This window comes from Bacillus sp. MUM 13 (assembly GCF_001866725.1).
GTDB lineage: Bacteria > Bacillota > Bacilli > Bacillales > DSM-1321 > Peribacillus.
In genome coordinates, this window is record NZ_MLYQ01000104.1 from 1 (window position 1) to 13,011 (window position 13,011).

The 13,011-nt window shown below is 38.7% G+C and carries 12 protein-coding genes, 1 pseudogene and 1 riboswitch; of the genes and pseudogenes, 8 read left to right on the plus strand and 5 right to left on the minus strand.

Annotated features, from left to right (window positions below; genetic code table 11):
• Window positions 1–190: 190 nt before the first annotated feature.
• A complete protein-coding gene (locus BIV59_RS19795; protein ID WP_071353188.1) occupies window positions 191–1,165 on the minus strand; it encodes a phosphotransferase enzyme family protein in 975 nt (324 codons plus the stop codon).
• A gap of 559 nt (window positions 1,166–1,724) precedes the next feature.
• Between BIV59_RS19795 and BIV59_RS24345 the strand changes: the two genes are divergently transcribed.
• From BIV59_RS24345 to BIV59_RS19820, 7 genes and pseudogenes are all read left to right on the plus strand, one after another.
• Window positions 1,725–1,868, plus strand: a complete 144-nt coding sequence (locus tag BIV59_RS24345) for an AMP-binding protein (RefSeq protein ID WP_481747453.1) — start codon at window positions 1,725–1,727, stop codon at window positions 1,866–1,868.
• Window positions 1,869–1,957: 89 nt separating this feature from the next.
• Window positions 1,958–2,059 (plus strand): annotated as a pseudogene (locus BIV59_RS24130) (fumarylacetoacetate hydrolase family protein); the annotation flags it as partial.
• Between the two features lie 51 nt (window positions 2,060–2,110).
• On the plus strand, window positions 2,111–3,823 hold the full coding sequence (locus tag BIV59_RS19800) for a CocE/NonD family hydrolase (protein ID WP_170846208.1): 1,713 nt from the start codon (window positions 2,111–2,113) through the stop codon (window positions 3,821–3,823).
• A 458-nt stretch (window positions 3,824–4,281) separates the two neighbouring features.
• A riboswitch (TPP riboswitch) is annotated at window positions 4,282–4,384 on the plus strand.
• Window positions 4,385–4,496: 112 nt separating this feature from the next.
• A complete protein-coding gene (gene tenA, locus BIV59_RS19805; RefSeq protein ID WP_071353189.1) occupies window positions 4,497–5,183 on the plus strand; it encodes a thiaminase II in 687 nt (228 codons plus the stop codon).
• Window positions 5,180–5,776: an ECF transporter S component gene (locus BIV59_RS19810; RefSeq protein ID WP_071353190.1), complete on the plus strand. Its 597-nt coding sequence runs from the start codon at window positions 5,180–5,182 to the stop codon at window positions 5,774–5,776. The genes tenA and BIV59_RS19810 overlap by 4 nt, the downstream gene beginning before the upstream one ends.
• Window positions 5,754–7,331, plus strand: a complete 1,578-nt coding sequence (locus BIV59_RS19815) for an ABC transporter ATP-binding protein (RefSeq protein WP_071353191.1) — start codon at window positions 5,754–5,756, stop codon at window positions 7,329–7,331. Before BIV59_RS19810 ends, BIV59_RS19815 begins: the two co-directional genes overlap by 23 nt.
• A complete protein-coding gene (locus tag BIV59_RS19820) occupies window positions 7,328–8,065 on the plus strand; it encodes an energy-coupling factor transporter transmembrane component T family protein (protein WP_071353192.1) in 738 nt (245 codons plus the stop codon). The genes BIV59_RS19815 and BIV59_RS19820 overlap by 4 nt, the downstream gene beginning before the upstream one ends.
• 229 nt (window positions 8,066–8,294) lie before the next feature.
• Here BIV59_RS19820 and BIV59_RS19825 read toward each other — a convergent pair whose 3' ends face one another.
• From BIV59_RS19825 to BIV59_RS19840, 4 genes are all read right to left on the minus strand, one after another.
• Window positions 8,295–9,323 carry a zinc-binding alcohol dehydrogenase family protein gene (locus BIV59_RS19825; protein WP_071353193.1) on the minus strand — a complete coding sequence of 343 codons (1,029 nt, stop codon included), beginning with the start codon at window positions 9,321–9,323 and terminating at the stop codon, window positions 8,295–8,297.
• Between the two features lie 63 nt (window positions 9,324–9,386).
• The gene (locus BIV59_RS19830) at window positions 9,387–10,103 is read right to left on the minus strand and encodes an SDR family oxidoreductase (RefSeq protein ID WP_071353194.1); all 717 of its coding nucleotides are present in this window, start codon (window positions 10,101–10,103) and stop codon (window positions 9,387–9,389) included.
• A gap of 47 nt (window positions 10,104–10,150) precedes the next feature.
• Entirely contained in the window at window positions 10,151–10,663 is a 513-nt protein-coding gene (locus tag BIV59_RS19835) for a type 1 glutamine amidotransferase domain-containing protein (protein ID WP_071353195.1), read from the minus strand.
• Window positions 10,664–11,168: 505 nt separating this feature from the next.
• Window positions 11,169–11,558 carry a winged helix-turn-helix transcriptional regulator gene (locus tag BIV59_RS19840; RefSeq protein ID WP_071353196.1) on the minus strand — a complete coding sequence of 130 codons (390 nt, stop codon included), beginning with the start codon at window positions 11,556–11,558 and terminating at the stop codon, window positions 11,169–11,171.
• Window positions 11,559–11,706: 148 nt separating this feature from the next.
• Between BIV59_RS19840 and BIV59_RS19845 the strand changes: the two genes are divergently transcribed.
• Entirely contained in the window at window positions 11,707–12,225 is a 519-nt protein-coding gene (locus BIV59_RS19845; RefSeq protein WP_071353197.1) for a DJ-1/PfpI family protein, read from the plus strand.
• The last annotated feature ends 786 nt before the right edge of the window (window positions 12,226–13,011 follow it).

Consider the following 13,011-nt stretch of genomic DNA (forward strand, 5'->3'; position numbering starts at 1 on the left):
TGCGGGGTCTCACCTTCCCGCTAATCCCGCAGGAGTCTCGCACCTTACGCTCCAATCAACCTGATTTAACAATATGATTGCCTCACAGAACTCATTAAAAAACAACAATCTTTAAGAAAAGAGCCTTTATTTTTGTTTTATACAGAGAATTAATATCAATAAATCAAGTATTAACATAGTGAGTAATCAGTTAGTATTGGATTGATATCTCCTGAAAGTTAGTGTAAGAATAAGGGATTTTATTATCAATTTTATATTTTAAGTCTTTAAGCGTATATTCTTGCCAATCCTCTAAATGCACCAAATCCCATTTTTCCAAAAACAGCACATACAAGAATATTTCCCGTATTTTCAGAAATATTGGGACTTGTTCGATTAATTCTTTGGTCATTGTACGTTCTGAAGTATAGCCTCTTAAAAAGTTAGCCCAAAAAATATCACTGAAGTTGATGTTATCTTGAGTAAAGGAAGTTGCCTGCCAGTAAGCGTGATAAAAAGACACAGCTAGATCATACGCGAACCAATTATAGGCACAATCATCAAAATCGAAGACAGTCATTTCACCATTATCAAAAAAAAAGTTGCCTTGATGAAAATCATTATGGATGAGTCCAAATAAGTCAGGCGATTTTTGATAGTGGCTAAGTTTATCTAACAATTGAAGGTATCGCTTTTTCACAACATCTGTATTAATTTTTGGAAGAAGGTTTAATAAATCGGGGTTTGCTACTGTCCATTCCGGTCTTTGTAACCCTTTAAAACGCCCTGAAAGGCTATGCATTTTTCCTATAAATTTTCCCCATCGAAAAAACAAATCCCCATTCCAAACAGAACTGTCGGTTACATTTATCGGCTTTCCTTTTGCTTTTGTAAAAGCAACAGTAAAAAAAGTTGAGTTTTGTTCATTGATTTCTTCAACTAACCTAAGATTAGCTGATAAAACGGGTTTAGAAACAGGAAGCCCGCTTTTAGCCAAACCTTCAATGAAAGTTAATTCACTTTGCAGTTGCTCAACGCTGCGTCTGTTGGAATTTGAGATTCTTAGAATATATTCCTTTTCATCTCTTCTATAGGAAAAAATAGAATTTTGTAATCCATCATTGATTGCGACAAGATAAGTGCGATTAACTCCATATTTCTCACAAATTTGGTTTAGTATATCCATTCTTTACTCCTTTAATAACGACATTCCAGAGGATTCCTTTTTCTATATTTTAATTATATTAAAATCTATACCTGGTTTCCAATTTTAAACATAAATACAACTCGTACCTGTTGACGCGTCATTTTTTTGAATTTAACTGAGAGAAAAGGTTTGGCAGGTATTTTGTTAAATTTAAGAGAGATGTTCTTTAACTAACGTCTCAAGTTAGCTGAAGAAGGATACCGCTAATAACAGGAGAATATAGATGAACCTTTTTACTGCTGGTATTTATTAGTAAAAGGAAGAAAAAAAGTAAGTTAGTGTTTTAATGTAAGCGTTTTCTGTTATAATTAAGAATGAACAATCGTCGCCATTACGCCATCCATGGATTATTCAACTATGCGGTCCCTTTTTCTTTACAAACAAATTTTCATAGTACTGCGCATGAGGTTTATTTAGAATGGCGGTCTCAAGAGATTGAATATTCAAATAAAATTCTGGAAGGAGATGAGTCATTTGTTTTCTGCATTAATCCCACTGGACTGGTAACGTAGGGCAGTGCAAAAAACAACTGTTATCGATGGAGAGATTGTATAAGGAGTTTCGAGAACGTACCGATCGGCTTTCGGCTGCCTTACATAAAGCAGGAATCCGAAAAGGTGACCATGTAGCGGTGATGTTGCCTGACACTCATTGGAGAACGTTTATGGTATCTGCCAAATGATTGCCTTAAAGCACTGTTTGGTATTCGAAATATTATTATTTTCATAGAAAAGGGTAGCTAGGGCCAAGAGTTCAAGAGACTTCGTTTTTACTGGTACTCCAGATGGCGGGGCATTAGGGATGGAAGCGAAACCTTGGGTACAACCCGGGGATGAAATTGTTGTCGAAGTGGAAGGGCATGGTACTTTATAGAATATTATCGGGGAAAGAAAGCAACTTCAATCTAAATGAGGAGGAATGAAAGTGATTACTGTAAATGAAATTTATGAAGTGGAGATTGAAGCCAATATACCAATCGTTATGCGGGATGGGGTTACTCTACTGGCAGATATTTATTATCCGAAAGCGGATGGTAAATTTCCTGTTCTGCTTATGCGTTCCCCTTACGATAAATCACATTCTGAGTTCATGAGTTATCTGCATCCAGAGTGGTATGCCAGACAAGGTTTCATAGTAGTAACCCAGGATTCACGAGGGAAATATGCTTCGGAAGGTGAATTTAATCCTTTTCATTATGAGCGCCAGGACGGACTGGATACAATTAAATTTGTGAAGGATTTGCCAAGATCAAACGGGAAGGTGGGCATGTATGGCTTTTCTTATGTAGGAGCCACCCAATTGCATCCTGCTGTCGAAAATCCTGAGGGATTAACGGCGATTGCCCCGGCTTTTACCAATGACGGTTACTATGAAGATTGGTCTTATAAAAATGGTGCCACCCACTTAGCCTTCTTGCAATCCTGGTCAGCCTTTTTGTCATTGGATCAAGCGATGAGAAAAGGGAAGCCGGAAGCAGCCCGAAAATTAATGAAGATTAATACGACCATCAATGAAGAATACGATCATTTGCCGCTTACCGACCACCCTCTAATTGACTCTGATATTACTTCTTTCTATTATGAATGGCTCTCCCATCCGACATTCGACGAATATTGGAAAAAATGGCACTTGGGGGATAAATACAATCAATTGAATGTTCCTTCCCTGCATATTGGGGGATGGTATGATATTTTCATAGAAGGAACCATCAGGAATTACACTGGAATCTCCAAATTGAATAAAAATCAAAAATTGGTGATTGGACCTTGGTATCATATGCCATGGACCAACTTTGTCGGTGACATTTATTTCGGGGAAGAAGCCAATAATGTCGTTGATGACATTCAGGTTCGCTGGTATGACTACTGGTTAAAAGGGAACGAGAACGGTATTATGGATGAACCGCCGGTATCCATATTCGTCATGGGTGAAAATAAATGGAGGCAGGAACATGAATGGCCGTTAGCCAGGACACAATATACGCCTTATTATATACACAGCAAAGGAAGAGCGAACTCTGTTAATGGTGATGGATCGCTGGATCGCCAGACACCAAACCAGGAGATTCCAGACATTTATGTCTATAATCCGCTTGACCCAGTACCGAGTGTTGGAGGGCATAGCTGCTGCAATGCTGCCATAACTCCGATGGGCCCTAAGGATCAGCGAATTATCGAAGGACGCAACGATGTAATGGTTTACACATCTAATGTACTTACAGAAGATTTAGAGGTGACCGGACCGGTTGAGGCGATCATTTATGCATCATCCTCCGCTAACGATACTGATTTTACCGTTAAACTGGTAGATGTCCATCCAGATGGAAAAGCTATTAATCTACTAGAAGGAATTCAAAGGGCCAGCTATAGAGATTCAAATGAAGATCCAAGTCCAATTATTCCTGGGGAAATTTATGAATATCGCTTCCAAGTAGGGAATACGAGCAACTTATTCAAACAGGGACATAGAATCCGTATTGAAATATCGAGCAGCAATTTCCCTGCATTTGACGTAAACCTAAATTCATTTAGAATAGACAAAGATGGAACATATGCAGATAGTAAGCTGGCTACTCAAAAAATATATCACGATGAGAGGCATCCAACTCAATTAATCCTGCCAATCATTCCAAGGTAAGTCATATGAACATTAAGCATTAATTTGAAAGACTTTATAGAAACATATATTGAAAGAGAGTACGACAACTGCCTATTCAGTGAGGGCAGTTGTTTTTTGTTTGTTTCTTTTTTATCGAATTGCATGACGTTAGCCTCTTTGGTACGCTAATAACGTTTTGTGCCCCGCCCTTTCTTGTATTGGAGAAACTAATTTGCTAGTGAAAAATACTAAGGTTAATTCTGCTGTGAAATACACATAGAAGAGGAGGGGTATTATAGGACAAGTATAGTTTTGAAGGAGTTTTGAATGAGTTGGGTGTGCCGTATCATAAAATAAAGGAGGTTTTTTTCTTATCCATAGCAAGCACCATTACTCCAAAAATTCGTTTGGATTATTTTTGATACTTAAGAATCAAAAATTATTAATTTGATTGACTTTATGAAATGGCGGGTGTAATGTAAGTATTAATTTTATAGGAAGACCACTAGGGGAGCCATTTTTTGGCTGAGACAGAGTTGCTCTGGACCCTTTGAACCTGATCTAGTTTGTACTAGCGTAGGAAAGTGGAGTTCGCGCACGGGTATATTTACAATTATTCTGCCGCTCCATTTTTGGAGCGGTTTTTTCGTTTTTAGCAGAGAATCGCTCCATTTAAAGTCTTCCCATTATAACCAAAAAGGGGGAACAATTTATGAGTTTTTCAGCGGAGTTGAGGAAAGAGGCAAATCCAATCTTCAATGCAATCTTTGAACATCCTTTTGTACGAGGAATTGCCAATGGAGAGTTAAGAAAGGAACAACTAATCCATTATGTCAAACAAGACTATGAATATTTGAATTCCTTTATTAGAATCTATGGCATTGCAGTATCAAAGTGTGAGAACCGTGAAGATATGGAGATGTTTAATAAGCAAATATCATTTATCTTACATAGCGAAACCCATCCGCATAATAACTTTTGTCAGGTAGCTGGTGTTCCATATGAGGAACTGCAGGGATTTCCATTATCACCATCTGCCCTACATTACATACGTCATATGCTTACAGTGGCCCATGAAGGAACATTAGGGGAAATGCTGGCTGTTTTATTGCCATGTCCATGGACATATTGGGAAATTGGAAAGAGATTGTTAAATGAGGGTAACCCAGACCGCTCTCATCCATTTTATGAATGGATTCATTTTTATGGTAATCGGACAGATTCGATTACAGCCAAATTTTGTGCCCGGATAGATGAATGGGCAATGGAAGCAACAGAAAAAGAAAAAGCAAAGATGAAAGAACATTTCTTAACAAGTTGCCAGCTTGAATATATGTTTTGGGATATGGCTTATAAACTTGAGGAATGGCCAGTGAAAATGGAGGCGGTAAAAAGATGAATTGGAAGATGAAGGAGATAGTTCTTACAGTTATTCTTTCTGTTGCTTGCGGTGTTATTTATTTAGGATGGTCGACTCTTTGGATTCCGATTTCCGCTCTAGTGGGACCCGTCGGTGCCGGTTTTATGTTTGGAATTTGGGTGATCGCTAGTCCAATTGTTGCGTACATTATCCGTAAACCAGGTGCAGCGTTTATTGCAGAAGTGGCGGCAGCTGCTGTTGAATTATTAACGGGAAGTCATTTTGGGCTTTCTGCCTTGTTGGTAGGAGTCTTTCAGGGGATTGGATCCGAAATCGCATTCGCCCTGTTTAGATACAAGCGCTATAACCTTTTTACCTTGATGCTGTCTGGTGCTCTGGCTGCGATAATTGGGATGGTCTATAACCTTTTGGCGAATGGTTTTGGATTTTACACGACAGGAGTATTTCTTACGACGTTAGGAATTCATATCATTAGCGGAATCATTCTAGGGGGCTGGTTAGCGAAAGCAGTAGTGGATGCACTGGCCAAAACAGGTGTTTTAGAATCGTATAAATTGATGAAGGAAAAACGAAAAAAGGATGACATTCATGGAAATATTTCTGGGCTGTAGGAATCTTTCTGTTCGTTTCTATCAGAGATCTGAAAAGGTTCTTCGGGATATTACGTTGTCCATCAATAAAGGAGAGAAAGTATTAATACTGGGACCTAGCGGGAGCGGGAAATCGACCTTGATTTCCGCTCTTGCAGGCATCATTCCTGAGCATGTGGAGGCAGAAGTAAGTGGCGATGTGTTTCGCAGGAATCATATCGGTGTGATGTTTCAAGAGCCTGATTCTCAGTTTTGTATGCTTCGTGTGGATGAAGAAATTGCTTTTAGTCTCGAAAATCGCTCGATTCCCCGAAACGAAATGGACCCCATTATTTCCGATTTGATGGGAAAGGCAGGATTAGAGGTTGATAGGAAGACACCCATTGAAACACTCTCAGGTGGAATGAAACAACGATTGGCATTAGCCTGTTTATTAGCATTAGATCCCGAAGTGTTGTTTTTTGATGAACCAACAGCCCAGCTGGATCCAGCAGGAAGGATGGAGATATTTGATTTATTAAAACAAATATCACAAATGAATAACCAAACGATGGTATTTGTCGAACACGTTCTAGATGGCTGTATTGACTGGATGGATCGGGTCATTATGATAAATGAGGGCGGAAGCATTATAGCGGATGGAAAGCCAGAAGAGATTCTGCTTAATTACAATCATGAAATGGCAGAAGCAGGTATTTGGCGTCCTAAACTATTCCCGTACAAGTGGGGGGATGTTGTGGAAAATGCTTCACACCCTCTATCTATAAAATTGTCAAAAAGGCTCATAACTAAGCCTCAAGAAAGAAGGAATGAAAATTCTTTAATCCGAACAGAAAACGCAGAAGTTGGCTATGGAAAAAAGATCATTGTGGGGAACATTAATATAGATATCCATCAAGGTGAGTGGGTGTCCATAGTTGGAGCGAATGGAAGTGGAAAAAGCACTTTCTTAAAAAGTCTGATACGCTTAGAGGCAATAAAAAGCGGGAAAATTATTTTTCAAAATACGGAACTCAAAAAAATTCCGGATCGGGAATTATATGAAAAAGCAGGTTATGTCTTTCAAAATCCAGAGCTTCAATTTATAACAGATACAGTATTTGAGGAAATTGCTTTTGGCGGCAGACAAAGAAATTGGCAAGAAGAGCAGATTCATGCCAAAACCATTCAACTGTTACAAGAGTTTGGGCTGGAAGCTTATCACAATTCTCACCCTTTTACCTTAAGCACAGGACAAAAACGGCGGTTAAGTGTTGCGACCATGTTATTGTTTGATCAACCTTTATTATTGCTTGATGAACCAACGTTCGGTCAGGATGAAAAATCGGCGAAGGAACTTATTAAGCGATTAAAGGAGAGACAGGAACAGGGAACAACTATTGTAATGGTAACTCACGATATGGATTTAGTAGATGCTTGTTCCAATCAAGTCATTCTCTTAAATAAAGGAAGTGTCTGCTATCAAGGGACACCATACGGGTTATTTTCCAATCATGATATTTTACAGGAAACGGAGATTATTGCGCCGCTGCATTACCAGTTGATGCATTCAAGAGGGGAGCGGGTTTTTGTATGAAATCAAACGATTCCCTCCTCGCTTCCTTAAACCCATCTATTAAATTACTCTCTCATTTGTTCGTTATGTTTCTGTTAATGACAACAACTAATCCAAAAGTGACTTTTGGGATTTGGGCACTTGGGGTATTCATTGGAATTTTTATAGGTGGATGGAGAATGGCGTACCTGTTAAAAAGACTGCTGCCGTACTTGGGATTTTTTATTCTGGTATTTTGGATGATGGCCGCCTTTGGAGAAGGGGAGCAAACCATCTGGAAATGGGCCTGGTTCCATATTACTGTGGAAAGTATGAATCATGGCTTAGCAATTGCTTTAAGGATGTTAGGGTTTGTAACGTTTGGATTGTTATTTACCTCAACAACAGACTTGACGTTACTTATTATGAGTTTCATCCATCAATGCAAACTATCGCCTAAATGGGCATATGGGCTATTAGCAGGGTTTCGTTTTATCCCGCTGTTCCAATCGGAATTTAACCAGATGAAAATTGCTCATAAAGTGAGAGGCTACAAGCAAAAAAATAGCTGGAAAGCTTTTATGAGGTACTCATTACCACTTTTTACTCAAGGAATAAGAAAATCAGAACGAATTGCTATTGCAATGGAGGTTCGTGGATTTACGGGTGCAAGGGATAGAACGTATTATCAAATCACTGAAGCAGGAATAAAAGACTTGGCCTATTTACTTTCTTTATTAATTGTTGTATTAGGAATGATCATTTTTATTAATTGAAGTGAGAGTTTGGAGACGGCCAAAATGAGAGTTCCCAATTTCTGTTGAATAAAAAAATACCAGAATGGATAAAACCTCATTTTAAATAAAAGCGGTGAACCAGTTCATAAGTGTGTAATTAAAGCCGGCTGCAATCAGCAGCCGGCTAATATTTATATCCTAATGCAATTATCGAATCACCGATTTATCGGGAAACCTCATTGTTTTTAAACTCTCTGCAAACAGGTTTTTAAACAAATCCTTCTAGTACAATTTTACCAATCGACCTATTGCTCTCCAAAAATTTGTGGGCTTGACGGAGATTTTCTGCTGAGATTGGTCCAAGGACTTCGGCAAGTGTTGTCTTTAATTTTTGATGGTCCACATCATCAGCAATTCGATTAAGCAATAGATGCTGCTCGATCATATCATCTGTTTCGTAAATAGCGCGAGTAAACATAAACTCCCATACGAAGGTAACGCTTTTTTGCTTAAGCAATTTGAGGTCCAGCGGAGAGGCAGGATCATCAATTGCGCACACAACTCCCTGCGGAGAAATAGCTTCGCTAATACCGGCCCAGTGTTTTTCCAAAGCATTCAGGCAAAAAATATACGGAACGTTCGTAAATCCAATTGCTTGAAGTTGTGGAAGGAGCGGTTCATGGTGATTAATGGTATAGTCTGCGCCCATTGATTTAACCCAGCTAACAGTTTCCGGTCGGGAAGCAGTCCCGATTACAGTTAGCCCCGCTTGTTTTGCAAGCTGAGTGGCAATGGAACCTACACCGCCCGCTGCACCAATGATCAGCAGAGCCTTTCCTTTGTTAAGGCCCGGATCTTGGGAAATAGACATTCTGGTAAATAACGCTTCCCAAGCAGTAATGGAGGTTAGGGGAAGAGCTGCGGCTTCCACAAAACTTAAGGAAACAGGTTTGCGGCCAACGATTCGTTCATCGACCAGATGGTATTCACTGTTTCCGCCTTGTCGTGCAATACTGCCAGCATAAAAAACTTCATCTCCCGGACGAAACAATGTACAGTCCGGTCCTGTCTCTTCGACGACTCCTGCAACATCCCAACCTAAAATTTTAGGAACTTCCTCAACTTTTTCCTTAGGAGCCCGTACCTTTGTATCAACAGGATTGACCGATATGGCCGCAACTTTGACCAAAATGTCACGGCCCGTTGCTTTTGGCTTTTCTACAACTATGTCCACCAGGCTTTGGGGATTGTCAATTGGAAGGTAACGAGTTAATCCTACCGCCTTCATTGTATTCATGAGGAACCACATCCTTTCCTTTCTATTCTAATCAATTAATCGGTCGAATTTGAAATTGCGGGATTAGATTAAATGAGCTCCACCATCGATAAGTACCGATGTACCAGTTGTAAAACCATTTTTCGCTAAATAAACATAGGTTTCCGCTATATCTTCAGGCTGGGCAACACGCCCAACAGGTAATTCCTGGGCAATGCCATTATACATATCTTGTCGTTGATCTTTTGGCATTCCGCCGTAAAGAGGAGTATCAACGATACCAGGTGATACCACATTTACTCTAATAGGTGCCAAATCTACTGAAAGGCCTCGTACTAATCCATCGATTGCTGAATTGATGGAAGCGAGTGTCGTTGCACCTTTAGGAGGGCGTTTCCCGTATACACCAGAAGTTAATGTAATGGAGCTTTCATTATTCAAGTATGGAAGAGCGGCATGGACCGAAATATACTGGCCCCAGAACTTGCTATCGAAAGCTTCTCTTACGTCTGCAACAGGCAGCTCGCTAAAGTGACCCATTGCGCCTTCTCCTGCAGTAACAATTAGATGGTCAAAATTTCCAACCTGTTTAAAAAAGTCAGAAACCTTTTCCTCATTACGAAAGTCGATTTCATAACCTTCTGCGTTACCGCCAAGCATTGCTTTTGCGTCAGATAATTTTGAAACAGAACGGCTGGCAATAATGATTTGAGCGGATTCATCCAGAAACGCCTTGGCAGCAGCTAAACCAATACCAGATGTGCCTCCTAAAATAACGACTTTTTTTCCTTTGAGTGACAAATTAATATCCTCCTTGTTTTTACACGTAAGGGTTTACATCATTACGTTTATTTAACCAAAAGTTTTAGTGATTCACGATTAAATGCGGGAATATCTTTTGGTTCGCGACTTGTTACAATATTTTTGCTGATGATAACTTCTTCATCTATATAGTTTGCTCCAGCATTTTTCAAATCGTTGCGAATGGATTTATAACCAGTGATGTCGACACCTTTTAAAAGATCTGTATCGATTAACACTTGTGGTCCATGACAAATGGCGAAAATAGGCTTCTCATCTTGAATAAATGCTTTTGCAAATTCACCAAAACGATCATCTTCACGCAATAAGTCAGGAGAGAATCCACCAGGAATGAGCAAAGCATCAAAGTCTGCAGGATTGACTTCATCAATGGCTTTATCAATTTTTACGGATGTGCCTTTTTTACCGGTAACTTCGTTGCCTGACTGTTTGTCAATCGTGATCACTTCATGACCAGCTTCTTTAAAGGCTTGTGCTGGTTCGGTGTACTCAACATCTTCAAATAAGTTTGTTATAAGTGTAGCGATTTTTTTGCCCATGCGTAAAAACCTCCTTAAAATTGAGAAATCAGAAGTACAAATATACGAATATGTATTATTGTTCCATAATCTGATCTCCTCTGTATTAATTACTTTACTTCAGCATGTTCTATTTCTCACGTAATATGCTCAACAAATATAAATATAGGCAAAAATCATGTGAAGATGATACTGCCAATGATCTTGTTCTAGGGTATTACAGGTATTAAAACGGACTTTCCTTTGAAATAGTTCATCTTTTTTAGATACGTGTTTTAAATGTCTATTCATGTTAAAGTGATAATGTCTCCGATGCTTCTTTTATAGACTAAAATTTATGAAAATTGTTGAACATTTAATGATCTTACATAATGGGGTAAAAATGCCTTGGTTTAGTCGTGCTGGACCCTTCGAACATTTTAATTTTTAATGATGGGCAGAAAAGAAGCACCTTCCTTACAGTTAAGTGAAGGTGCTTCTTTTCTAATAGGTTTTGTAAAGCGACAATGTAAATGTAAGCTTATGCTTAATTGTTTAATTCCGAGATATCCATTTCTTTTATGATTTCTGCTATCCGATTTTTTCCCCAATCATACATCATTTCCACGATAGGAAGTAAAGTCATCCCCAATTCTGTCATGGAATATTCCACTTTCGGCGGAACCTCTGGATAAACCTCGCGATGAACTATTCCATCTTCCATCAGTTCTCTTAATTGATTTGTTAAAATTTTATGAGATATTTTTGGAAAAAGCCTTTGGAGATCACTGAATCGATGTGGTCCTTCTACTCCTAAATGCCATAAAATAACAATTTTCCATTTACCGCTTATAATTGATAAGGTAAGTTCTTTTTCACAATTATAATCACCATTTATGATCTTTTCTTTAACTTCATCTCTGAATGTATCTGGCATAAATTCTTCCCTCCTTATTTGTATCAATTGTAACCTGTCGGTAACCTCCTTACAAAAAAGTGCATTCTTCACAGTGAAGAAAACAAGCAGTAGAATGAAATAGTCGTCTTACCGGCGAATCTTTTTTATTAATAAGGAGGAACTACTAATGAGTAAAAAAGCACTTTTAATTATACCACCAGAACGTTTCAATGAAGACGAATTATTTCAACCAAAGGCGGAATTGGAAAGCAACGGAATTGATGTGACAATTGCAAGTACAAAAACCGGTGAAATCATAGGTGATTATGAAGGTAAAGCAACTGCTGAGGTCATTTTCTCAGACGTTTCTGCTACTGACTATGATGTTGTATCTGTTATTGGCGGATCTGGTACAAACGATCATCTATGGGGAAATCAAGAATTACAAGACTACTTGAAACAAGCGTATACTGATAAAGTTCTTGTAACAGGAATTTGTGCAGGTGCGGTTACTGTAGCTAAAACGGGTTTACTTACTGGAAGAGAAGCAACTTGCTATCCAGTAGATGTACAAAAAGACCAATTAAAAGCGAATAACGTAACATATGTTGAAAAACATGTTATTGCTTATGATGATATTATCACTGGTGATGGTCCCGATGGCGCTAAAGAATTTGGAGAAGCTTTAGTCAAAGCATTAAGCTAATTCTACAGTTTCATCGCTGAATTTTCATATAGCCAAATGTAAGAAAAATACATCCATTCAACAGATAGGGTTGGTGCTGTCTATCCTATGGAATTTGCTCGTGTTACAGTTGGAGCTTGTGGCCAACAAGAAGTCAGAGCTTGTACCTTGTTCAGACAGAGTAAGGTAAGACAATGAGAATCGTGTGGATTCAAGCACCAATGAATCATCTCAGTTAATGTTTATCTGGAGCGGGACAAAATGCTGTGATAACCTGACTGCTATTTTAAAATTTGGTTATCCAGCAGATACAGTTAGTAAAATTAATGAAAGAAAAGCGGGGAGAAGATAAATCATCCAGTGACGATGATTTATCTTCTCCTTTTTTCATTTTTATCAATCTACAAGGGGAGCGAGCAAGAACATGAGCGTGATTAAAGTATTTAGACACTATATGGAGAAACAGCATCCACATTTTTCATATAAAGACTGGAAAGTAGATGTTACAGCCATATCAGCGGACGACATAAGGAAGGGGAACTAGGCAAGTATTCCGGTTGAATTTAAGAAAGAACTAACGTGTTGGGTATACTTCTATGATGGCGATGCATCGAATGTTGTATACGTATTACAGGATAAACAGGGACTACGGGATTTAGGAATTGTGGGTCGGAGAGGTTTGCTCCAAAGAGTTATCGTCTCTTTTTTCGTACGTGATAATTCCTATCAATAGCCCCGTTATACAGGGTTGTGATTTTTACAATCCTTATAGATTTTCAAAGGGATGTATTTATACAGGTTCCACTC

Bases quoted from the DNA above. Each gene is read 5' to 3' on its own strand.
- BIV59_RS19795 (WP_071353188.1), bottom strand. From the start codon at position 1,165: ATGGATATACTAAACCAAATTTGTGAGAAATATGGAGTTAATCGCACT.
- BIV59_RS24345 (WP_481747453.1), top strand. From the start codon at position 1,725: ATGGAGAGATTGTATAAGGAGTTTCGAGAACGTACCGATCGGCTTTCG.
- tenA (WP_071353189.1), top strand. From the start codon at position 4,497: ATGAGTTTTTCAGCGGAGTTGAGGAAAGAGGCAAATCCAATCTTCAAT.
- BIV59_RS19810 (WP_071353190.1), top strand. From the start codon at position 5,180: ATGAATTGGAAGATGAAGGAGATAGTTCTTACAGTTATTCTTTCTGTT.
- BIV59_RS19815 (WP_071353191.1), top strand. From the start codon at position 5,754: ATGGAAATATTTCTGGGCTGTAGGAATCTTTCTGTTCGTTTCTATCAG.
- BIV59_RS19820 (WP_071353192.1), top strand. From the start codon at position 7,328: ATGAAATCAAACGATTCCCTCCTCGCTTCCTTAAACCCATCTATTAAA.
- BIV59_RS19825 (WP_071353193.1), bottom strand. From the start codon at position 9,323: ATGAATACAATGAAGGCGGTAGGATTAACTCGTTACCTTCCAATTGAC.
- BIV59_RS19835 (WP_071353195.1), bottom strand. From the start codon at position 10,663: ATGGGCAAAAAAATCGCTACACTTATAACAAACTTATTTGAAGATGTT.
- BIV59_RS19840 (WP_071353196.1), bottom strand. From the start codon at position 11,558: ATGCCAGATACATTCAGAGATGAAGTTAAAGAAAAGATCATAAATGGT.
- BIV59_RS19845 (WP_071353197.1), top strand. From the start codon at position 11,707: ATGAGTAAAAAAGCACTTTTAATTATACCACCAGAACGTTTCAATGAA.